15 protein-coding genes and 1 pseudogene are annotated in these 20,742 nt (G+C 70.9%); 9 read left to right on the forward strand and 7 right to left on the reverse strand.

The features are described 5' to 3' along the window. Positions 1-17: 17 nt before the first annotated feature. Both ABD879_RS12650 and ABD879_RS12655 read left to right on the forward strand, forming a co-directional pair. A complete protein-coding gene (locus ABD879_RS12650) occupies positions 18-932 on the forward strand; it encodes a sulfotransferase domain-containing protein (RefSeq protein WP_345020848.1) in 915 nt (304 codons plus the stop codon). Between the two features lie 85 nt (positions 933-1,017). Then, entirely contained in the window at positions 1,018-1,731 is a 714-nt protein-coding gene (locus ABD879_RS12655) for a sulfotransferase family protein (RefSeq protein ID WP_345020850.1), read from the forward strand. Between the two features lie 22 nt (positions 1,732-1,753). Here ABD879_RS12655 and ABD879_RS12660 read toward each other — a convergent pair whose 3' ends face one another. Next, entirely contained in the window at positions 1,754-2,575 is an 822-nt protein-coding gene (locus ABD879_RS12660) for a hypothetical protein (protein WP_345020852.1), read from the reverse strand. A 642-nt stretch (positions 2,576-3,217) separates the two neighbouring features. Here ABD879_RS12660 and gdhA point away from each other — a divergent pair. Both gdhA and ABD879_RS12670 read left to right on the forward strand, forming a co-directional pair. After that, positions 3,218-4,594, forward strand: a complete 1,377-nt coding sequence (gene gdhA / locus ABD879_RS12665; RefSeq protein ID WP_345020854.1) for an NADP-specific glutamate dehydrogenase — start codon at positions 3,218-3,220, stop codon at positions 4,592-4,594. A 434-nt stretch (positions 4,595-5,028) separates the two neighbouring features. Beyond that, a complete protein-coding gene (locus ABD879_RS12670) occupies positions 5,029-5,610 on the forward strand; it encodes a TMEM165/GDT1 family protein (protein ID WP_345020856.1) in 582 nt (193 codons plus the stop codon). 13 nt (positions 5,611-5,623) lie between these two features. On the opposite strand, the gene ABD879_RS12675 is transcribed toward ABD879_RS12670, so the two are convergent. The 3 genes and pseudogenes from ABD879_RS12675 to ABD879_RS12685 form a co-directional block, all read right to left on the reverse strand. Then, positions 5,624-7,111 (reverse strand): adenylate/guanylate cyclase domain-containing protein, encoded by a 1,488-nt coding sequence (locus ABD879_RS12675; RefSeq protein ID WP_345020858.1) that lies wholly within the window; start codon positions 7,109-7,111, stop codon positions 5,624-5,626. 374 nt (positions 7,112-7,485) lie between these two features. Further along, positions 7,486-8,166: pseudogene (locus tag ABD879_RS12680) on the reverse strand (glycoside hydrolase family 11 protein); the annotation flags it as partial. Positions 8,167-9,666: 1,500 nt separating this feature from the next. Next, on the reverse strand, positions 9,667-10,938 hold the full coding sequence (locus tag ABD879_RS12685) for a cytochrome P450 family protein (protein ID WP_345020860.1): 1,272 nt from the start codon (positions 10,936-10,938) through the stop codon (positions 9,667-9,669). 336 nt (positions 10,939-11,274) lie between these two features. Here ABD879_RS12685 and ABD879_RS12690 point away from each other — a divergent pair, with 336 nt between their 5' ends. The 5 genes from ABD879_RS12690 to ABD879_RS12710 all read left to right on the forward strand — a co-directional run bounded on the left by ABD879_RS12690 (position 11,275) and on the right by ABD879_RS12710 (position 18,028). After that, positions 11,275-11,658: a DurN family substrate-assisted peptide maturase gene (locus ABD879_RS12690; RefSeq protein WP_345020862.1), complete on the forward strand. Its 384-nt coding sequence runs from the start codon at positions 11,275-11,277 to the stop codon at positions 11,656-11,658. Between the two features lie 36 nt (positions 11,659-11,694). After that, a complete protein-coding gene (locus tag ABD879_RS12695) occupies positions 11,695-11,934 on the forward strand; it encodes a cinnamycin family lantibiotic (protein ID WP_345020866.1) in 240 nt (79 codons plus the stop codon). Between the two features lie 84 nt (positions 11,935-12,018). Beyond that, positions 12,019-15,237, forward strand: a complete 3,219-nt coding sequence (locus ABD879_RS12700; protein ID WP_345020870.1) for a type 2 lanthipeptide synthetase LanM family protein — start codon at positions 12,019-12,021, stop codon at positions 15,235-15,237. Between the two features lie 5 nt (positions 15,238-15,242). After that, positions 15,243-16,163, forward strand: a complete 921-nt coding sequence (locus ABD879_RS12705) for a Nif11-like leader peptide family natural product precursor (RefSeq protein ID WP_345020872.1) — start codon at positions 15,243-15,245, stop codon at positions 16,161-16,163. Continuing rightward, a complete protein-coding gene (locus ABD879_RS12710; RefSeq protein ID WP_345020877.1) occupies positions 16,160-18,028 on the forward strand; it encodes an ATP-binding cassette domain-containing protein in 1,869 nt (622 codons plus the stop codon). The genes ABD879_RS12705 and ABD879_RS12710 overlap by 4 nt, the downstream gene beginning before the upstream one ends. 138 nt (positions 18,029-18,166) lie before the next feature. Here the strand turns inward: ABD879_RS12710 and ABD879_RS12715 are convergent, their stop codons facing one another. From ABD879_RS12715 to ABD879_RS12725, 3 genes are all read right to left on the reverse strand, one after another. Beyond that, positions 18,167-18,526 (reverse strand): hypothetical protein, encoded by a 360-nt coding sequence (locus tag ABD879_RS12715; protein WP_345020879.1) that lies wholly within the window; start codon positions 18,524-18,526, stop codon positions 18,167-18,169. A 583-nt stretch (positions 18,527-19,109) separates the two neighbouring features. Further along, complete coding sequence (locus ABD879_RS12720; protein ID WP_345020882.1) at positions 19,110-19,496, reverse strand: DUF6210 family protein; 387 nt, start codon at positions 19,494-19,496, stop codon at positions 19,110-19,112. A gap of 35 nt (positions 19,497-19,531) precedes the next feature. Further along, the gene (locus ABD879_RS12725; protein ID WP_345020885.1) at positions 19,532-20,020 is read right to left on the reverse strand and encodes a hypothetical protein; all 489 of its coding nucleotides are present in this window, start codon (positions 20,018-20,020) and stop codon (positions 19,532-19,534) included. Between the last annotated feature and the right edge of the window lie 722 nt (positions 20,021-20,742).

Here is a 20,742-nt window from a genome sequence, read left to right on the forward strand (position 1 = left end):
GGCACTGTGGGGGACAGGTGGACACGACGCTCCAGAACCGGACACGACCGGCGCACCGGCTGCGGCTCCTCGACGACGTGCCGCCACCGGCGCCACCGCCGCCGATACCGCCCGGATGGCGGACGGGACCGCCGGACTTCGTCGGGGTCGGGACGATGAAGTCCGGCACGACGTGGTGGTGGTCGGTGCTGACCAGCCATCCCGCGATCGCCTCACCGCGCGCCGCCGGGGCGGCCGCCGACCCGTCCGATGCCGACCCGCGGGCGCTGCACGGGGCGAAGGAGGTGCACTTCTTCGACCACTACGGCCGCGTCGCAGAGGTGGACCCGGCGGAATACCACCGCTACTTCCCCCGCCCGCCCGGCGCGATCGCCGGGGAGTGGACGCCCCGGTACATGTACGACTTCTGGACGCCGCCGATGCTGCGCGCGGCCGCCCCGCAGGCCCGGCTGCTGGTGCTGCTGCGCGATCCGCTGGCCCGCCTGGTGTCGGCCCTGGGATTCCACCGGGCCCTGGAGGCCGGGCACTCACCCGCGGCCGTCATGGAACACCAGTTCCACAGGGCCCTGTACTGGCAGCAGCTGCGGATGCTGATGAACAGCTTCGACCGCGACCGGATCCTGGTCCTGCAGTACGAACGGTGCGTCGCCGAACCGGAACGCCAGGCCCGGCGCACCTTCGAGTTCATCGGCGTCGACCCGGACCTGTGGCGTCCGGTCCGCCCCTTCGACCGGCAGGTGGGGCGGTCGTCCCCGAAACCCGTCGTCGACGAGGCCACCCGCGCGGCCTTCTGCCGGGCCATCGCACCGGACATCGGCCGCCTGCTGCGCGATTTCCCCGACATCGACCCCGCGCTGTGGCCGAGCGTCGACCTGTCGTCGCTCGGATCCGACACGGAGGCCGGCGACGTCCCGGCCGTACCGGACGGCTGAAGCCGCCGCCCCGCAACCGCACGTCATCGCCGCGATTCGCCACGCCACGCCCACCGGCGGCCCGGCGTCGTCACAGGAGTTGGAAATGCTGGAGATCATCGGGGCCGGTTTCGGCCGGACCGGCAGCTATTCGCTGAAAGAGGCGCTGACGCGCCTGGGATACGGTCCCTGCCACCATATGACGTCACTGGGGGAGGACGCGGAACTGCTGCGCCGGTGGGAGGCGGTCGTGGACGGCGAGCCGATCCCCTGGGACGTGGTGCTCGCCGGATACCGTGCCGCACTGGACTGGCCCGTATGCGCGTACTGGCGGGAACTCGTCGCGGCCTATCCGCACGCGAAGGTCATCCTGACCGTGCGCCCGCCGGACCGCTGGTATGCCAGCATGTCCCGGACCCTTTACAGGTCATCCCGTCCGGCGCCGCCGACCCCCGAGGGACTGCTGATGCGGCTGGAGGATCTCCTGGACTCCGGCCTGCGGCGGCGCCGGCGGATATCGCGCGAGGTGATCTGGAAAGGGACGTTCGGCGGCCGGTTCGCCGACCGCGAGCACGCGATCGAGGTGTTCGACCGCCACAACGCCGAAGTGCGGGCCCAGGTGCCCGCCGACCGGCTCCTGGTCTTCGACACGGCGCAAGGCTGGGAGCCGCTCTGCGCATTCCTGGGCGTTCCGGTGCCCGACGAGGACTTCCCCCACCTCAACCGGGCCGCGGCCTTCCAGGACGGCCTGGCCAGGCGCCGCCGGCGGATTCTGACCGGCCGCGCCATGGTCGGTGCCCACGGAGACGCCGTTCGCTGACCGCAGCATTTTCCGCGGGCGCTCAGATTCCCCTGCGGTGCCTGCGCAGAATCCGCGGATGGTGGCCTTCGACGAGGATCTCAAGGCGCCTGGGCCAGTGGTAGGGGGCCGGCATGCGTCCGGCCCCCCGGAAATACAGGACGGTGCAGCCCGACCTCCCCTGGTGAGGGTTGAAACCGCCCCCGTCCGCGGCCAGCCCGGCGCATTCGGCGACGGTGTCCCAGACCAGGCCGAGGACGCCTTCGCCGGGGTCGGTGACGCGGAAACCCAGGTGCGTCTGATGGTGGCGGGAACGCTCGTCCGCGACGATGCGGACACCGGCCGCAGCGGATTGCGGCGGCAGCAGGAACAGTTCCACAGACCGATCCGCCGACGTCCTCACCTGCGTTATCACGACCGGCAACTGCTTTCGCGGAACCCCGTAACGCTTCGCCAGATGACCGCGGACGACCGTGCTGGGAACGGCCGGCGCCGCCGTCAGCCCGCGCTGCTCCAGTTCCGCCAGTGCCGTGTCGACGCGTCCGGGAAAGACGAGCAGGGCCCCGTGATCGAACCGAGTGTGCCGGGCGAGTGATTCCGCGTGGCCGTGCGCGTCCGGTGGCAGAACGGCCCGCAGCGCGCTTTCCGTCGTGTGGGCCGCGATGAACTTCTCCATCGTCTCCAAGCGCCCCCAGTCGGCGGGGGCCAGGCCGGGAATCTCCGGCCGGGACGGCGCCGGAGGCGGGACGTCGTCCACCGCGACGGCGCCCGGCCGCGGACCGGCGGCCGCCTCTCGTCCGTACCGGTCTGCGGGTTCACTGCGGAAATCGCCCGATATGCACATGGCGTCGGCGCGTTCGGTCACCTTCGACAAGGTACTCGAAAGATTTCGCCGCGTAGTTAATCGCTTTCTCATTATGCGGACACCCAAAAACGCCGCGCCCCTGGGATTCCCGTTACCTTGACTTCCTCTCCCGGCCTCAAGGCGGGGATTCCAGTCCTCGCGGGCCGGGCTTCCTGCTTCACTGCCGGCCGCACCCTGGAGGACCCGGAATGTTCGGCGCCGGGCGGTGTGCAGCGGCGGATGCGGCATGATCGGTGTCCGCCGGCAGGGCGGATCCGGGGTGAAGACGGAGATGGCCCGGCTGGGGAACGCGGCGTCCTGGCAGGCGGCGACGATGTCGTCGTACCGGGTCAGCACCCGGAACCCGTGCCCGGCCCCGCTCCGGAACGCCGGACACCGTTCGCAGAGCCGTCCAGCATCGCGTGCGCGGTGCCCGCAGGGCGGGGTGCGCCGAACGGGCGAAGGTGAGCCTGGGACGGCTCATCGGCGCTCTCCTGCCCGCCGTTCGGCAGCGCCCGGCGGGCGAGGGGCTCGGCGGCGCGGCCGAAGATCACCCGGGGGACCTGCACTGGAACGCTTCTGACGCCCGTATCCTCCCTAACGGTGCGTGATTAGACACGATCGTCCGACAGTTCGCCCTGAATCTGCTTGAAGGAGCCATGCATGCCTGTGCCTTCCGGGAGGTCCGCCTCGTCCGCCACCGAGACCGTGCTGAGCGAGGCGTACGACCGGATCCTGCGCCGCAACCCCGGCGAGCCGGAGTTCCACCAGGCGGTGAAGGAGGTCCTGGAGACCCTCGCGCCGGTGCTGGACCGCCGCCCGGAGCTGCTCGACGCCAAGATCATCGAGCGGGTCACCGAGCCGGAACGCCAGATCATCTTCCGGGTGCCGTGGCAGGACGACAAGGGTGAGATCCATGTCAACCGCGGCTTCCGGGTCGAGTTCAACAGCGCGCTGGGCCCCTACAAGGGCGGGCTGCGGTTCCACCCGACGGTCAACCTCGGCGTCATCAAGTTCCTCGGCTTCGAGCAGATCTTCAAGAACGCGCTCACCGGGCTGAACATCGGCGGCGGCAAGGGCGGCAGCGACTTCGACCCGCGCGGCCGCTCGGACGGCGAGGTGATGCGGTTCTGCCAGTCGTTCATGACCGAGCTGCACCGCCACCTCGGCGAGCACACCGACGTCCCGGCCGGTGACATCGGCGTCGGCGCCCGCGAGATCGGCTACCTGTTCGGGCAGTACCGGCGGCTGGTCAACCGCTGGGAGGCCGGCGTCCTCACCGGCAAGGGCATCGGCTGGGGCGGCTCGGCGGGCCGTCCCGAGGCCACCGGGTACGGCAGCGTGCTGTTCACCGCCGAGATGCTCAGGCTGCGCGGCGAGGACCTGGAAGGGCAGCAGGTCGTGGTGTCGGGCTCCGGCAACGTCTCGATCTACACGGTGGAGAAGGCGCAGGCGATGGGCGCCAACGTCGTCACCGTCTCCGACTCCGACGGCTACGTCGTCGACGAGAAGGGCATCGACCTCGCCCTGCTCAAGGAGGTCAAGCTGGTCCGGCGGGGCCGGGTCGGCGACTACGCCGCGCTGCGCGGCCCGTCCGCCCGCTACGTGCCGGGCGGCAAGGTCTGGGAGGTGCCCGCCGACATCGCCTTCCCGTCGGCCACCGAGAACGAGCTGGACGCCGACGACGCGGCCACGCTCATCCGCAACGGCGTCAAGGCCGTCTCGGAGGGCGCGAACATGCCGTCCACGCCGGAGGCGGTGCGCCTGTTCCAGGAGGCGGGCGTGGCGTTCGGCCCCGGCAAGGCCGCCAACGCGGGCGGCGTCGCGGTCAGCGGGCTGGAGATGGCGCAGAACGCCGGCCGCGAGAGCTGGACGTTCGAGAAGGTCGAGGCCGAGCTGACCCGCATCATGAAGGCCGTCCACGACAAGTGCCACGAGACCGCCGAGCGGTACGGCTCCCCGGGCGACTACGTCAAGGGCGCCAACATCGCGGGCTTCGAACGCGTCTGCGACGCCATCCTCGCCCAGGGGCTCATCTGATCGCCGGGGCGTCCCGATCGGGCGGACGACCACCCGCCCGCTGATCGCCCCGGCACGGCGGCTCGCCGGGCACCGCGGACCCGGCCCTACCGGCACCGGTATCGGGCCTCGTCAACGGCGACGCGGTGGTGCTCGGCGAGATCCGCCCGGCCGCCCCGGACGGGGGCACGGCCGATCGTCCTGTAGACTCCCCTGTCGGCGAAGGGGAGTAGTCCTGCGACATCGCTGGTCGACACACTGGACATCCCAGGATGTCCCGGCCAGCGGGCCACCGCGCTGACGCGCGGGGCGGACGAGACCTTCGGCAAGGCATGACCTGCCCGCACCACCGTGCGGGCCGTACCGTCGTGCCGGGCCGAGTGGTTCGTCCGTCGCCTCTCCCAGGGGCGTCGCCGAGGTGCGCGGCCCGGCCCCAAGGGAAGGCGCCCCCGGGCATGACATTCGATCCTCTGGCGTTCATCACCGCCTTCGGACTGATCTTTCTCGCCGAACTCCCCGACAAGACGATGTTCGCGTCGCTGGCCATGGGCACCCGCATGCGCCCGCTGCACGTGTGGTTCGGCACCTCCACCGCGTTCATCGCGCACGTCGCCATCGCGGTGGGCGCCGGAAGCCTCCTCGGCCTGCTGCCGGCCATGGCCGTCAAGCTCGTCTCCGCGGCGCTCTTCGCGTTCGGCGCCGTCGTCCTGCTCCGCTCCGATGACGACGACGAGGACGACGGCCGCGCGGGCGGGAGGATCACCCGCTTCTGGCCCGCCTACGCCACCGCCTTCACCGCCGTCTTCGTCAGCGAATGGGGCGATCTGACGCAGATCACCACCGCCAACCTCGCCTCCACCAACCCGTGGCTGCCCACCGCGGTCGGCTCGGCCGCCGCCCTGATGTCGGTGTCGGCCCTGGCGCTGCTGGCGGGCCGGTTCATCGCCGCGAAGGTCCCGCTGAAGACCGTCCAGCGCATCGGCGGCCTGTGCATGGCGGGCCTGGCGGTCTGGACCCTCATCGAGGCGTTCGGCTGATCCCCGTGCCCCCTCATCCCTGCGCCTGCGGCTCGGCGCCGGGCACGCCGCGAGCCGGACGGGGCGCGGCCAGGCGGGTCGGCAGCAGGCGTCCCCGGACGACGACCTCGCCCGCCCCCTCCCAGTGGGCGGCCTCGTCCGGCCCGGCGGCGTCCAGCGCGGTCCCGGACGCCAGCACCCGGCCCGGGGTCTTCTTGGCCAGCTCGGTGAGCCGCGCGGCCTCGTTCACCGGATCGCCGATGACGGTGTACTCGAACCGCTTCTCCGCGCCGATGTGCCCGGCCACGGCGGGCCCGGCCGACACGCCGACGGCCGCCGTGACCTGCGGCACCTCGGCGGCCAGCCGGTCCGCCAGCTCGCGCGCGGCGGCCAGGGCGCGCCCGGTCGCGTCCGGCAGGTCCAGCGGCGCACCGAAGATGGCCAGCGCGGCGTCCCCCTCGAACTTGTTGATCCAGCCGCCGTGCCGGTTGACGACCTCGACGACCACCGCGAAGAACTCGTTGAGCAGCGCGACGACCTCCCCGGGCGGGCGGGTCGCCGCCAGCCGGGTGGACCCGACCAGGTCCACGAAGAGCACCGCCACGTCGCGGACCTCCCCGCCCAGCGTCACGCCGCGCTCCAGGGCCAGCCGCGCGACGTCCTCGCCGACCTGCCAGCCGAACAGGTCCCGCAGCCGCCGACGCTCGCGCAGCCCGGCGACCATCTGGTTGAAGCCGGCCTGCAGCCGCCCGATCTCGCTGCCGTCGTAGACGGGCACCTCCGTCAGCAGGTCCTCCCGCTCCACCTTGGCCATGGCCAGCCGGACCGAGCCGATCGGGTCGGCCATCGCGCGGGCCGCCAGGTAGGTGACGGCCAGGCCCACGGCCAGCGCGGTGCCGCCCAGCGCGAGCATCGTCCAGCCGAGCTGGCGGCTCGACACGTCCGCGACGGTCAGCGACGCCACGCTCATGAGCACGATCCCCAGCACCGGCACCGCCGTGCCCAGCCCCCAGGCGAGCACCGACCGGGTGACGACCCCCGGCACGCGCGACCCGGCCGGGACGCGGGTGGTCAGCGCGAGCGCCGCCGCCGGCCGGAACAGCCGCTCGGACACCAGATAGACGATCATGCAGGTGGCCAGCCCGCCGAGCAGCACGGTCAGCCCGAGCTTGAGCGCCATGAGCGGCGAGAACACCAGGTTGACCCCCGCCCACCCGACGGCCGCGACGCCCCACAGCACCCCGTGCACCTTCATGAGCAGCAGCGGCGCCCGCAGCACCAGTCGCTGCTCGGCCTCGGTGAGCGGCCGGTCGGTGCGGAACAGCCGCCGCATCGGCCGGAACACCCGCAGCCCCACCACCACGCCCACGGCGATCGCGGTGGTCGTGTAACCGAAGAACAGGGCGATGTTGGCCCGCTGGAGCGCCTGGTGGCCGCGGACCTCCACGGGATCCGGCAGCACGACCGTCGCCAGCACGAGCACCACCAGCGAACCCACCGCGTTCGCCAGGACCGCGCTCACGCTCACCAACCGCCGGATCCGGCGCTCGACGGCCGCACGCGGAGCCTGAGGCGGTCCGTCGATGAACCGCGCCAGCCTTTGCCCTATCTGCTTCATACGCCGGGACTGTACGCATGTACCCCCGGCCACACCCCTCCGGTACCGCCGAACGCGGGGACGACACATCCGCCGCACGGCCACAACGACCACGACTCGAGACCGCCGGCCGACCACATGACCGGCCGGAACGGACGACCGCCGCTCGCTCGGCCAGGCCCGATCGCTGCACCGCGGTGGCGCGGCGGCCGTGGGCCGCCGCGCCACCGCGCGGTTTCGCGCGTGCCGAGGTCGGCCCGCGCCGCGGAAGGCCGCCGGGACAGGAACGGCCGTCACCACACCGTCACGTTGGAGTACCCGCTGCTCTGGTATCCCTCGGTCGCCATGATCATGTAGTCGTGGCTGCCCAGGTTCATCCCGTAGCGCGCCCAGGCGTCGAAGTGGTTGCCCGAGGTGATGGTCCCGCTCGTCCGCTTCGACTGCCGGACGCTCCAGTACTGCGGGAAGGTGCGGATGCCCTCGATGGAGGGGGCGTTGTAGCGCATCGTCTGGTAGATGTCGTACGTGCCGCCGTCGCTGGTGATCGTGCCCTTGTACGTCCCGGTGGGCCGCCAACTGCCCCAGCTGTCGACGATGTAGTACTCCACCAGCGGGTTGCGCGTCCACCCGTAGAGGGTCAGATACGAGTTGCCGGACGGGCTGTAGCTCGCCGAGTAGTTCACCGTCCTGCGTCCGCCGGGGTTCCAGCCCTTGCCGGCGACGAAGTTCCCCGTGTTGTACCACGAGGTGCTGTAGTTGCCGCCGGACCCCAGCTCCATGGACACCGTTCCCTGGCTGTCGGTCCAGAACGAGTAGAAGTAGCCGTTGTGCCAGCCGGTCTGGTTGGTGGTGATGGCGGCGTGGGCGGTGCCGGGCAGGACCGTCGTGGCCGCGACCATCGCCACGGCGCTGACACCGCTGGCGAGCAGCCTGGCGCGGACGCGTCTGCGGCTCTTCGGCCGCGCGGGGGCTTGGATCATGTGCGCGCTTCCTCCTCGTGGTACCTGACGGCGCGGTGCGACCCCGCGAGGCGGCCGGTGGCCCGAGTGACGGCCGCGCGTCGGCGTCGCCCGACGCGGCGGGGTTGGCCGTCGCCGTGCGCTCGACGGCCGGAGGGGAGGACCAGAGGATGGCGGGTGACCCGGATCGACAGTGCTCGACACCTGTCGACGGCGACAGTGTTCATCCGGCTCCACCGCATGTCAACGATCCCCCGTACGCATGCGCGCACTTTCTCGGCCGGGAATCGCCGCGCCGACCATCGTCCCTGGTCACCGCCCTAACCGGCAGCAGGAGAAACCGCCACGCGATGAAAGCTTGCATAACCCGACCCCGCAGAAGACGCGATCGCCCCGCCTCAGATTCGCATCGTGACCCCGCGCCATCATGACGCCCGCACGTCCGACGGCCCGGCACCGATGCGACGACGCCGCGCCCGCCAAGGCCAGATGACGCTGCCACCGCCGACAGAGGATTCGTCCGCTGAGGACACCCGGCACGCCTGGCGTGGCAGTCGATCATCAATCGGCGGCTAGGGCGTGTTTCAAAGGTCGGTTGAGCGATTCGTTGACTGCGGTGATGTCAAGCGGATGGCCTGGTGGGCGGGTGGGGAGCGTGTCGTGGCGGGTGGCCACGCCCCGGTGGCGCTCGCACTGGTCGACGCCGCACTGCGCGGCATGGCGGGCCTTGCAGCTGACCGGCCGAAGGTGGGTGGACGACCGTTGCAGGCGCCCCGCCGTCGATGCCGGGTCTGGGCGCCCCGGGACCGAGGCAGGCGGGGATGCCCGGCCGGTGATGGACGCCGGCGAGCCCTGACGGCTGTGCATCCGCGGCTATCGCGACGTCGGCGCCTTCGAGCGTCCGCGCCGATGCGACGACGCCGGCGCGAACCCGCCCCATGGTCAGGTGAACGCTGCTTCAGCCGACAGGAGAACCGTCTGCTGAGGACACCCCGGTGGCACCCTGGCGGGCGCCGATCAAGGCTCCTGGAGGGGATGTGTGCGCGCCGAAGAACATGCGCCTCACACCTCCGCGGCCGGTGCGCGGAGAAGCTCTGCCGTTGACGCGGGCGAGCTGCACGCTTGTTGGCCTCGCTGCTATCACGACGTTCGTGCTTGCGAGTGCCTGACGTCGATGCGGCGACGCTGAGCGGGAGCGCGTCCGTACGGTCTGATGACGCTGCTTCTGGCGACAGGGGAACCGTCCGTCGGGGACACATGCGGTGCGATCGGCGTGGTGGCTGATCACTGATGCCGGCCTGGCAGTGCGTGTGTCGCAGAAGGCGTGCCCCGGCACGAGGAGGCATGACGCCCGCGGCTCTGCGTGCCTGGTGCTGATGCGGTCATGCCGGGCGGGAGCATATCCGCATGGTCAGATGGCGCTGACCTCGCCGAGGGGAGAAAGAGACCCCGGCGCGCCCTGGCCGGGGCCGGCCCGGGCGTGGAGGCGCGGGCGGAGAACGGCCGTGCCGTGCGCGGGTCTCAGGGCGCGGGGGAGAGGCGGACGGGGAGGGCGGACAGCCGCCAGGCGCCGGGCATCGGAATGCGCTCCAACTCCTCCGGAGGGACCGCCAGGCACAGGTCCGGGTAGCGGTCGAAGAGCGCCCCGAAGGCGACCTCGGCCTCCTGGCGGGCGAGGGCGGCCCCGAGACAGTAGTGCAGGCCGTGGCCGAAACCGAGGTGGGTCTCGCGGCGGCCGTCGGGCTGCCGGGTGATGTCGAGCCGGTGCGGGTCGTCGAAGCGGCGCGGGTCGAAGTTGGCCGAGACGAGGCTGGCCATCACCGGCGACCCCTTCCGCAGCTTCCGGCCGCCGATCTCGACGTCCTCGGCGGCGTACCGGAACCGGGCGCTCTGGACCGGCCCGCACCAGCGCATCAGCTCGTGCACGGCGCGCGGCAGCAGCGCGGCCGGGTCGCTGCGCAGCAGTTCCAGCTGGTCGGGATGGGTGAGCAGCGCCACCGTGCCGTTGCCGATCAGGTGGGCGGTGGTCTCGTGCCCGGCCAGCACGATGGTCAGCACCATGGTGATCAGCTCGAACTCGCCGAGCACGGCGCCGTCCTCGTCGTGCACGCCGATCAGCGCGGTCAGCAGGTCGTCGGCGGGCTCCTCCCGGCGGCGTGCGACGAGCTCCTCGACATGGTCGACGATGCCGCGGATCGCCGCGGTGAAGTGCTGGGTCTCGTGCGATCTCATCAGCGCGCGGCTCCACCCGAGCCACCGCCCGCGGTCCTCCTCGGGGATGCCGACCAGCTCGCAGATCACCGTGATCGGCAGCGGATAGGCGAAGTGCTCGAGGAGGTCGACCGTCCCGTCCTGCGGGGACACCGCCGCGGGGAGCCGGTCGAGCAGCTCCCCGGTGATCTCCCTGACGCGGGGCAGCAGCGCGGCGACGCGGCGCGCGGTGAACGCGCGCGAGACGAGCCGGCGGAGCCTGAGGTGCTCGTCGCCGTCGGCGTCCAGCACGCTCCGCAGCAGGTACGGCGCGTACTCGTCGTCGATGCCCATCTTCCGGAAGATCTCCGTGCGCTGGTCCTGGATCCGCATGCCGGGCACGTTGGCCGGGTTGTTGACGAACCTGCGGTCGCTCAGCACCAGCCGGACGTCGTCGTAGCGCGTGACGATCCACAGGGACGACCCCCGGTCGCCGTAGACGACCTGCGCCATCGGAGACCGCTCGCGCAGCCGCGAGTAGCCGTGGAACGGATCGCGCAGCAGTTCGGGATCCATCAGGTCGACGGTGACAGGGCCAGTCATCCCGATCCCTCCGAAAATGCCGGAATATGTGGGGACATCTCTTGCCCGCGGTACGGGGAAGTCCCAGCAGATTGCAGCACCGATCGATCCGGTCGGCAAGCCGGTGTCGATTGTCCGCTTTTTTCTATATCGCTGGGTATGGAGTGTTTCTGTGCAGCGATCTACGAAGTTTTGACCTTTCATTTGATGCGCCGCGAGCAACTTCTTGCTTAACTCGTGTGCGGCGGAAAGATTGCCAGGCTTTGTCTTTTCCTGTTGCAGGACAGTGCGCATGAAGTCCGCGGTGCCCGGCTCCGGAAGCCGCGGAGTCGGAGCCGCCCGACGAGGGGAATCTGAATGGGACGACTCAAGGGCACCGGGCCGAAACCGCCGAGCGACCTGACCACGCACCGGGCCATCGAAACGGTCCGCCAGATCCAGCATCTGATGCTGCTGTGCTCGCTGCTGCCGCCGGACGGCAAAATGCAGGAGGTGCTCCGGCTCGCCCTCTCGCTCCACGAGGAACCGCTGCTGGCGCGGGTCACGCCGGTGACGGACCTGCACCCCCAGGCCACCAAGGAATGGCTCGAGTCCTTCTGGATTCGGGACGGAATCTCCGCCGAGGAAGAGGAGCTGATCGCCTGGCAGAACGACAAGAGCAACATGGACGCCGCCATAGCCGAGATCAAGAACGCCGAGCGGCAGCTCGGCATCCGGCTGGCGACTGAACTGGTCGAGTAGCCCGGCAGGGTTCATCACAGCAAAGGAGAAAGGCTGATGTCACCGAGCACCGTACTGCGCCACGCCGCCGCGGACGCCGAGGTCCGTGCCGAGGTCCTGGCGGCCCCCGAGGCGTTCGGGGTGTCCGCCGGCACCGTCCCCGTGTCCGTGGAGCCGCTGGACGAGGAGACCCTCGGCTTCTGGACCGAGGGCGTGGCCGCCGTCGAGGTCTACGCCTGCGCCACGAGCTGTAGCGCGGGTCCGTTCACGATCGTCTGCGACGGCGGCACCAAGTAGCCCCGCCGACGTGACGACCAGCCGGTGGGCCGACATCGGTCGGCCCACCGGCCCGTACGGACCGACAGAGCGAGGAACCCCGGAGTGACCCCACTCTTCCCCCTGGACATCGCGGCCCGCGCCGCGAACCTCTCCGAGCAGGCCCGGGTCGTCTCCGAACTCGGCCCGGCCGACGGCGCTCCGCCGCTGACCGAGTTCGACCGGTGGCGGATCGGCCGGCTGGCGGACCGGCTGGCCGCGCGCTTCCACAAGGAGAGCACGCGGCGGCCGCAGGCGGCGCGGTACACCCGAGACTCGCTGGCCGAGCTCCTGACCGAGTACCGGCGGCACGAGCTGGCGCTCGCCGGCCGCGACGACGGCCTCGGCCGCATCCTCCCCGAGCTGCAGAGTGAATGGCTGCCGACGTACGAGGCGGCGCTGCGCGGGCTGGAGCGGGCCGGCGACCGGGCGGCGGAGGAGAGCTGGCGCGGGTTCGACACCTACTACGGGCGGCTCGCCATCGCCTGCGAGCCGTTCCTGACCGAGCTGGGCCGGCGGCTGGGCGGGGCGCTGGCGGAGGAACCCGGCCGCCCGGCCCTCGTCATCGAGCCCCAGATCGTCGACGACTTCCAGGCCCACCTGCTCGGCCGCTTCGAACTGGCGCTGGCCTGGGCGGTGGAGGCCGACGCCAAGGCCTACTGCGCCGTGCACGGCATCGACCCGGAGCAGGCGCCCCAAGAGGACTACCTGGCCTACCTCGACAAGACGTTCGCCGACACGGCCTCCTACCACCGCTTCTTCCTGGAGTTCCCGGTCCTCGGACGGTGGCTGGCGCACGTCACCGAACTGCTCGCCGCACACGGCCGGGAGATGATCGCCCGGTTGCGCGCCGACGCCGGAGCCGTGGCCGAGGCGTTCTTCGGGCAGCCGATCACCAGGGTGCGCACCGTGCGCCTGGGCCGCTCCGACATGCACGCCGGCGCCCGCAGCGTCGCCATCGTGGACGTCACCCTGGCGGACGGCGCCGAGGAGTCGTTCGTCTACAAGCCGCGCTGCGTCCGGGGCGAGGCCGCCCTGCAGAAACTGCTGGCCCGGCTGCGCGACGAGGACGTCCTCGGCTACGCGCCCCGCGCGGTGCTGCCCAGGGACGGGTACGGCTACGAGGCGCTGATCCCGTCCGGGCGCAACCGGGTCGAGACACGCGAGCAGGCCGAGCACGTGTACGCCGAGCTCGGCGGCTACCTGGCGATCTTCTACATCCTCGGCGGGGGCGATCTGCACTTCGAGAACGTCCTGGTCGCCGACGGCCACGCGTTCATCTGCGACTGCGAGACCGTGCTCGGCGCCCTGCCCAAGGGGCAGCCCCGGCCGTCCGGCACGCTGATGGACTCGGTGTTCAAGACCGGCCTGATCGAATGGCCCACGGCGGCGTCCGAGGACGACACGGGCATCCGGCTCAGCGGCTACTCCGGCGGCGCCTCCTACCAGCTGCCGATGCCGGTGCCGCAGGTCAACGACCGCCGCATCTCCTTCGCGGCGGCCGTGACGCACCGCACCGGCGTGCGGGTCGAGCCCGGAGCGCCCAACCGCGTCTTCCTCGGCGACGAGCTGACCCGCGCCGAGGACTTCACCGACGCGATCAGAGCCGGATTCGACCGCGTGTACCGCTGGTTCCAGGACGACCCCGAGCGCGCCATCGAGTGCGTGACCGGCCTGTTCACCGGAACACGCGTGCGCTTCATCAACTGGAGCACCCAGGTCTACGCGCAACTGCTGGTGGCCTCGCGGCACCCCAAGTGCCTGATGGAGCCGCTGGAGGTCGATCTGCTCGTCAACACGGTGCGCACCTTCCCGCGCAACTGGGACGCCGACGGCGTGCTGCCGCCCTGGGAGCTGGCGTCGATGTGGCGGCTGGACGTGCCGATGTTCACCGTGGACGCGGGCGGCGACCGGCTCGTCCACGACCACCGCGACGAGATCGCGGCCACGCTGGAGACGACCCCGCTCGACCACGCCGCCGCGCGGATCCGGCGGCTGTCGGAACGCAACCGGGCCCAGCAGGACCAGTACATCGCCGCGGGCCTGTCCGGCGGCGACGTCACGAGCCCCGACTTCGCGGCCACCTGCGTCGAGCAGGCGAGCGCCCTCGGGCAGCGGCTGTGCCGGATGCTGCGCGAGCCGGGCCGCGCGCCCTGGACCTCCTACATCATCACCGGCGACGGCAAGACCGAGATCGACATCGAGGGCGACCTGTACACCGGGTCGGCCGGGATCGCGTTCTTCCTGGCCCACCTCAACGAGGCGGACCCGCGGCCGGAGTTCCGCCGGGCCGCCGAGCGCGCCCTCGCGCACGCCCTCGAGACCGGCGACCGCAGCCGCATCGGCGCCTTCGCCGGGCTCGGCGGGCTGGTCTACGTCCTTACGCACCTGCACCGCCTGTGGAACGACCGGGCGCTGCTCGACCGTGCCGTCCGGATCGCCGACGAGACCGCCGAACTGATCGAGCAGGACCGCCACTTCGACGTCTTCCACGGTGTGGCCGGGCTCATCCCGGTGCTGCTCGGGCTGGCCGACGCCACCGGAGGCCACGGCCTGGACCACGCGCACCGATGCGCCGCGCACCTGCTGCGCCATGCGCAGGCCGACGGCGACACCCTGTCCTGGCCCAGCCCCGAGCCGGACACCGTGGCCGCCAACCTGACCGGCCTGTCCCACGGCGCCGGCGGCATCGGCTGGGCGCTGATCATGCTGGGCTGCCGGGACGACCGCGCCGGCTACATCGACGCCGGCCGGCGCGCCTTCGCCTACGAGGCCCGCCATTTCGACCATGACGAACAGGACTGGTACGACCTGCGGCGCATCGCGGGCGGCCGGTTCCGCAACGGGCGCCACTACGCCAACGCCTGGTGCAACGGCGCCGCCGGCATCGGCATGACCCGCATCCACAGCTGGGCCCTGCTCGGCAAGGACGACGACACCATGCTCCACGAGGCCCGCCAGGCGCTCACCGCCACGATGCGCGGCTTCCCGCGCCTGATGAACGACTCGCTCTGCCACGGCCGATCGGGCAACGCCGAGCTGTTCCTGCGTTTCGCCGAGCTGAACGACGAGCCCGCCTTCCGGATGGAGGCCAACGTCCAGGCGCAGGCGCAGTGGCGGAACCTGGAGGACGCGCGACCGGGCCCGGAGTCGGGATTCTTCCCCGGTCTGATGCTGGGCCTGGCGGGCTTCGGCATGCACTTCCTGCGCCTGGCCCGGCCCGAAAGCACCCCGTCGGTCCTGCTGCTCGACCCGCCGAACCGGCCCAGCCCAGCCAAGGAGTGAACACGATGTCCGTTGAGTCCTGCACCCGGTTCCTGCGCCTCGCCGTGGAGGACCCGCAGGTCCGGCAGCAGATGAAGGCGTTGACCGGGGCCGCGGAGGTGATCCGGCTCGCCCGTGCCGGCGGCTACGACTTCACCGTCCGCGACCTCATGGTGGCGTCCACCCAGGCCGCCCAAGCGGAGGCGGGCAAGGCCGCGGAGGCGGCGAAGGCCGCGGAGGCCGCCCCGGCCGCGGAACGTGCGAAACCGGCGGCGGGCGAGGTCTTCCACCACGAGTACGACCTGAGCGAGCTGCCCGGGTTCGGGCCGGTCATCGACGAACTCCCGCGGCTGAAGATCATGCCGCCTACGGTCGACCTGACCCGTTTCCACGAGTCGTTCCGTGAGGAGGACCTGCACTCGACCTCGCTCGCGCCGTCCAGCCCCGAGTACCGGGCCTGGCGCGACCGGGCCGCCGCCGACACCGCCGGGGACGTCAGGCGCGACTTCCACCTGATCAACCTTGACGACCATGTCGCCCACCCCGGCTACGACGACTACCTGGCGGCCAAGACCCGCGTCGTGGCCGCGCTGGAGAAGGTCTTCGGCGACGAAGTCCGGTTCTCGGGCAGCATGTGGTACCCGCCGTCCTCCTACCGGCTCTGGCACACCAACGAGGACCAGCCGGGCTGGCGCATGTACCTCATCGACTTCGACGGCGACTTCGCCGACCCCGAGCACACGTCCTTCTTCCGCTACCAGAACCCCGCCACCGGCGAGCTGGTCACCCTTCGGGAACGCCCCCGGATGGCGCGATTCTTCAAGATCGAACAGGAGCCGGACCGGTTGCTGTGGCACTGCATCGTCAACCCGACCGAGCGGCACCGGTGGAGCTTCGGGTTCGTCGTGCCGGAGCACTGGGCCGAGCGTCTGGCGGACCACTCGTGAGCCTGCGGCCGGGCCCGGCGCCGGCGTCCCGGCGAACCGGGCCCGCCGTCCCGGCGATCAGGGCGGTCGGCCTGCGCAAACAGTACGCGGACGTCACCGCGGTCGACGGGATCGACCTGACCGTGGCCCCGGGCGAGAGCTTCGGGTTCCTCGGCCCCAACGGCGCGGGCAAGACGACGACGATCGCGATGCTGTGCACGCTGTCGGCGCCCACATCGGGCCTGGTCGAGATCGCCGGCCACGACACCCGGACCGACCCCGCCGGCGCCCGGCGCAGTCTCGGCCTGGTCTTCCAGGAGACCACCCTGGACGGCGACCTCACCGCCGCCGAGAACCTGCGCTTCCACGCCGACCTGTACGACGTCCCCGTCGCCGAGGTGCCCACCCGCATCGAGGAGACCCTGGCCCTGGTCGGGCTGACCGACCACCGCGACCGGCTGGTGCGCACCTACTCCGGCGGCATGCGGCGGCGGCTGGAGATCGCCCGCGCTCTGCTGCACCGCCCCCAGGTCCTCTTCCTGGACGAGCCCACCATCGGCCTCGACCCGCAGGCGCGCGCCCAGGTCTGGCGGTATCTGCGGCAGGTCTGCCGCAGCGAGCGGGTCACGCTGTTCCTGACCACGCATTACCTGGACGAGGCCGACCAGTGCGACCGCATCGCCATCATCGACGGCGGCCGCATCGTCGCCGAGGGCAGTCCGGGTGAACTGAAGTCGATCCTCGGCGCCGACCGGATCGACCTGCGCACCGCCGACGACGCGGCGGCGGCGCGGCTGCTGCGCGACCGTCTCGGCCTGGCCGCGACCACCGGGCCGCGCGGGCTGTCGCTGCGCACCACCGACAGCACCCGGGTCCTGCGGCAGATCTTCACCGAACTGGACATCTGCGTCTCTGAGGCGAAGGTCGTCCCGCCGAGCCTCGATGACGTGTTCCTCCACCACACCGGGCACCGCATCCGCGACGACGCCCCGACCGAGCCCGACGGCCCACCCCCCGACCCCGGGCATCCGGCCGGGGAGCCGCCGTCCGCCCCGCCGCCACCGGCCGCGCCCGCTTCCCGGGGCCTGCGCGCCGAACTGCGCGCCCTGCGCATGATCTGGCGGCGCGAGCTGCTGCACTTCGCCCGCGACCGCACCGGAACCGCCGTCTCGCTGCTGCAGCCGCTGCTGTTCCTGTTCGTCTTCGGCGCCGGTGTGGCCGGTCTCCTGCCGTCATCCGGAGGACCCGCCTACCAGCTCTTCCTCTTCTCCGGCATCCTGGTCATGGCGGCCCAGGGCCCGGCCGTCGCCGTCGGCTCCTCGGTGCTGTGGGAACGCCAGAACGGCTTCCTCCGCGAAATGCTCGTCAGCCCGGTCCGGCGCGGCACGCTGCTGATGGGCAAATGCCTGGGCGGGACCACCGTCGCCACCTGCCAGGCGGCGATCCTCCTCACCGCCGCCACCCCGATCGGCATTCCCCTCGACGTCGGCCTGTACGCGCTGCTCCTGGTCGAGCTCGCACTGACCACACTCGCCATGACGGCCTTCGGAGTGCTGGCGGCCACCCTGGTCGGCCGGCCGCAGACCTTCGGGACCGCACTCACCGTGCTCATGGCGCCGCTGATCTTCCTGTCCGGCGCGATGTTCCCGCTCGCCGCCATGCCGACGTGGATGGCGACGCTGGCACTGGTCAACCCGCTCAGCTATGCGGTCGACGGCATGCGCCGCACCGTCGCGGCCTATCTGCCCGACCCTCCGGCTCCGCTGTTCCAGCAGCTGGCCTGGGGCCACTGGCACCCCCCGGTCCTCGCCGAATGGGGCCTCATCACCGTCGGCGCCCTCCTCGGCCTGCTCCTGGCCGCCCGCCGCTTCTCCCGCCCCACCTGATCTCGATGAGCGTTCTGTCGTCGAAGGGGAGGCTGGACGCCCGGTGGCGGCATCACGCGATGGGGAGCTCATGAGGTGGGGCGAGGGGAACGCCCCTGTCGGTCACCCGCGGGGGCGCGGGGCTCTGGGAGCGCTGTGCTAGTTGCCCTTGAGGAAGGCGTAGCACTCCACCTCGGCGCGGTTGTAGGTCAGGCCGCGCCGGACGAAGTCGCGCACGCAGGCCCGCTGGTGGTCGCTGAGGTTGAGCTTGCCGCACACGGTCACGCTCGAATACGTACGGCAGTTGAGTGCGGAGTTCCAGGTGCCGATCTTGTAGGTCTTCCGGACCTCCGCGCGGCAGTTCCGCCGAGCGGCCTCGGTCCCGGCGTACCGGCACTGGTTGATGAGCGTCCGGTACTGCTCCCGGCTGACGGGCTCCTTGCCGACGTTCGCGAGGGCGGCACCGCCGCCGGCGAAGGCCATCGCGGCGAGCACGACAGCAGAGATGATCCACTTCACGGCGTCTCCTTCAAGTTGCCAGGTCACGCCGGTATGCACTGCCCGCTCTCCACCAGGCCAAATCCTGATAATCCGGATTTTATGGATGAGAATGATGCATACCGGATCTCTTGTCTCCCTGGACCACCCCGCCCTCAGCACCCCGCTGAGCACCACATGCCCCGGACGCCGGCACCAACCCCACGTCGCTGAGCTGCGCGTCCACCTATTTGATCACCTTCCGCCGCTCCAGGAAGCGGCTGGAGCATGTGCGCGGCGCCCAACGACGCGGAAGTACGCCGCAGGGGCGGACCACCGATGTGGACCTCGACGGGAACGCACACCGGCATCCTCGTCGCCGAGATCGGCAACGCCTCCCGCACCCGGAGCACGGTAAGGTCCGATCGCGCCGCGGCGCGGGTCGTCGCCGGCGAGCAGGAAGCGGTGCGGGACGATCAACGCCGGCGGCGACCCGAGCCCCCGTCCCGGCGTTCACCCGCGCTTCACCGCCTGCGCCCAACCCCTCGCGCCGCCATCCATGCCCGGACAGCCGCTCAACCGGCTGTCCGGGTATCGCGGGGCCTTCCATCGGGGCTGCCGGTGCTCAGTCGGAGTTGCACCACAGCAGCACGCCTGGACCGTCCGGGGTCAGCACCGGGATCCAAGCCTCATCCGCGTCCGCCATGCGGTTCTCGTCCAGCTTCAGGGTGTGGGGTTCCTCGGTCTGACCGTCACATGCCCAGAAGGTGATGCCTTCCACAGCGTCCCGAAGGCGGTCGCGTTCCTGCGCAGTCCATGAATGGTGCCAGGTTCCGGCGCTCCGAAAGTGCTGCTCGAACAGCGTCCGCAGCGCATCCAGGGCGTCGGGACCGAACACGGGCACCAGATAGCCCTCGACCTGACCCTGCCGACAGGCCGTACCGCCGTACTGCTGTTGGTAGAAGACGCCGGTCGGCGCTTCCACGACCACGTACAGCCAGCCGCCGGCCATGCCGTCCGGGTCCAGGAAGACGTACCTGCGCGTACTCAAGGCACGCCGTCTTGCGCAGATGGGACCGCCTTGGTGGGCGTCACCCATTCCCGCAGGTGCTTGCGCACTTGCCGCACCGCGAGGTAGACGGCGCCCCAGGAGTGGTCTTCGTCCATGTTGCGGTGCTTGATACCGGTGAGGATGACCCGGACGGGCGAGATTCCAAGCCGGAAGCGGAAATCCCTGTCTACGGCATCCACGTATGCCTGCTCCGCGTCGACCCGGCTTGCGAACTCGTAGTTCTCCGCCGGTTCGAAGTCGACGGTTATTTCAGAGAAGTAGGAGTCGCCGTGGTAGTTCGTGCCGGAATCCCGGGCGTGCACGCCGCGCACCGGCTCGGTCAGTTCGAACTGCACTCTTCGGTGCAGTTCATGCACCATATGATGGGCGGCTGCGGCGAAGCCATTCTCGCTGCTGTCGAGCGTGTGGTAGACGAAGCGGGTGAGGACCACCCGAATCGCGGTCTCTCCCAGGGCCTCCCGCATGGCGTCGGCAAAGGCGTCCTTGAAGCGGCGGGCGTCCTCGGCGTGCGAGTTCAGGGGGTCCGCCTCGGGGGTCTGCAGGCGCGTTGTCGACGAACTCGTAGGTCTCGGCGGGTTCGAAATCCGCGTTGACGATGGCGAAAACAGTGGAGCTGCAAGCTCCGTGCACAACCCTTCTGCAACTCACGTCGCCGACCGGTCGTCTCAGCACGGGGTCGAGCCTGGCAAAGCGTGAACCACGTTGTCAAAACATTTTCCGCTGTGTGTGGAGGGGCGGCGATCCATCGGTGTGCTGAGGAGCCGCAGATGTATGTGGCGTGCTCCGGCGAGTGCCCGAGGGGCGCGGAGCCGGTGAACGGTGGTGAGGTTCGGCGCCGCGACCTCGCCATGAGTCGCAGGCGGCGACGGGCCGTGGTCTTTGGGGGTACCGCGGTACGGATCGTCGTTGTCCCGGTTCAGTTTGAGTCGACGCCATGGCGGTGCTTTCGCAGGAGAGTTCGGGACTCGGTGGACGCATGGAACTGTCGCGTTAGGTGGAATTTGATGGATGCGAGCGGCTCGGTCTCAGCGGGGAGGGGTGCTTTTGTGTAGCCGTCGGCGCGGGGATTGTCACGCTGCATTCGTCCCATGGGTGTCGCTGGAATCGGTGGATCGCCAAGTGGGGTGGGACGTACGAATGCCGGCGTGATGCGCTGGTTGGAGCAGAGTCGAAGCCGAGATGGCGT

Source organism: Actinomadura keratinilytica (assembly GCF_039539665.1).
GTDB classification, from domain to species: Bacteria; Actinomycetota; Actinomycetes; order Streptosporangiales; family Streptosporangiaceae; genus Spirillospora; species Spirillospora keratinilytica.

Excerpts from the sequence above, each read along its gene's own strand:
- ABD879_RS12705 (WP_345020872.1), top strand. The coding sequence starts at position 15,243 with ATGTCCGTTGAGTCCTGCACCCGGTTCCTGCGCCTCGCCGTGGAGGAC.
- ABD879_RS12725 (WP_345020885.1), bottom strand. The coding sequence starts at position 20,020 with ATGCGGGAGGCCCTGGGAGAGACCGCGATTCGGGTGGTCCTCACCCGC.
- ABD879_RS12655 (WP_345020850.1), top strand. The coding sequence starts at position 1,018 with ATGCTGGAGATCATCGGGGCCGGTTTCGGCCGGACCGGCAGCTATTCG.
- ABD879_RS12690 (WP_345020862.1), top strand. The coding sequence starts at position 11,275 with ATGGGACGACTCAAGGGCACCGGGCCGAAACCGCCGAGCGACCTGACC.
- ABD879_RS12670 (WP_345020856.1), top strand. The coding sequence starts at position 5,029 with ATGACATTCGATCCTCTGGCGTTCATCACCGCCTTCGGACTGATCTTT.
- gdhA (WP_345020854.1), top strand. The coding sequence starts at position 3,218 with ATGCCTGTGCCTTCCGGGAGGTCCGCCTCGTCCGCCACCGAGACCGTG.
- ABD879_RS12695 (WP_345020866.1), top strand. The coding sequence starts at position 11,695 with ATGTCACCGAGCACCGTACTGCGCCACGCCGCCGCGGACGCCGAGGTC.
- ABD879_RS12720 (WP_345020882.1), bottom strand. The coding sequence starts at position 19,496 with ATGGCCGGCGGCTGGCTGTACGTGGTCGTGGAAGCGCCGACCGGCGTC.
- ABD879_RS12685 (WP_345020860.1), bottom strand. The coding sequence starts at position 10,938 with ATGACTGGCCCTGTCACCGTCGACCTGATGGATCCCGAACTGCTGCGC.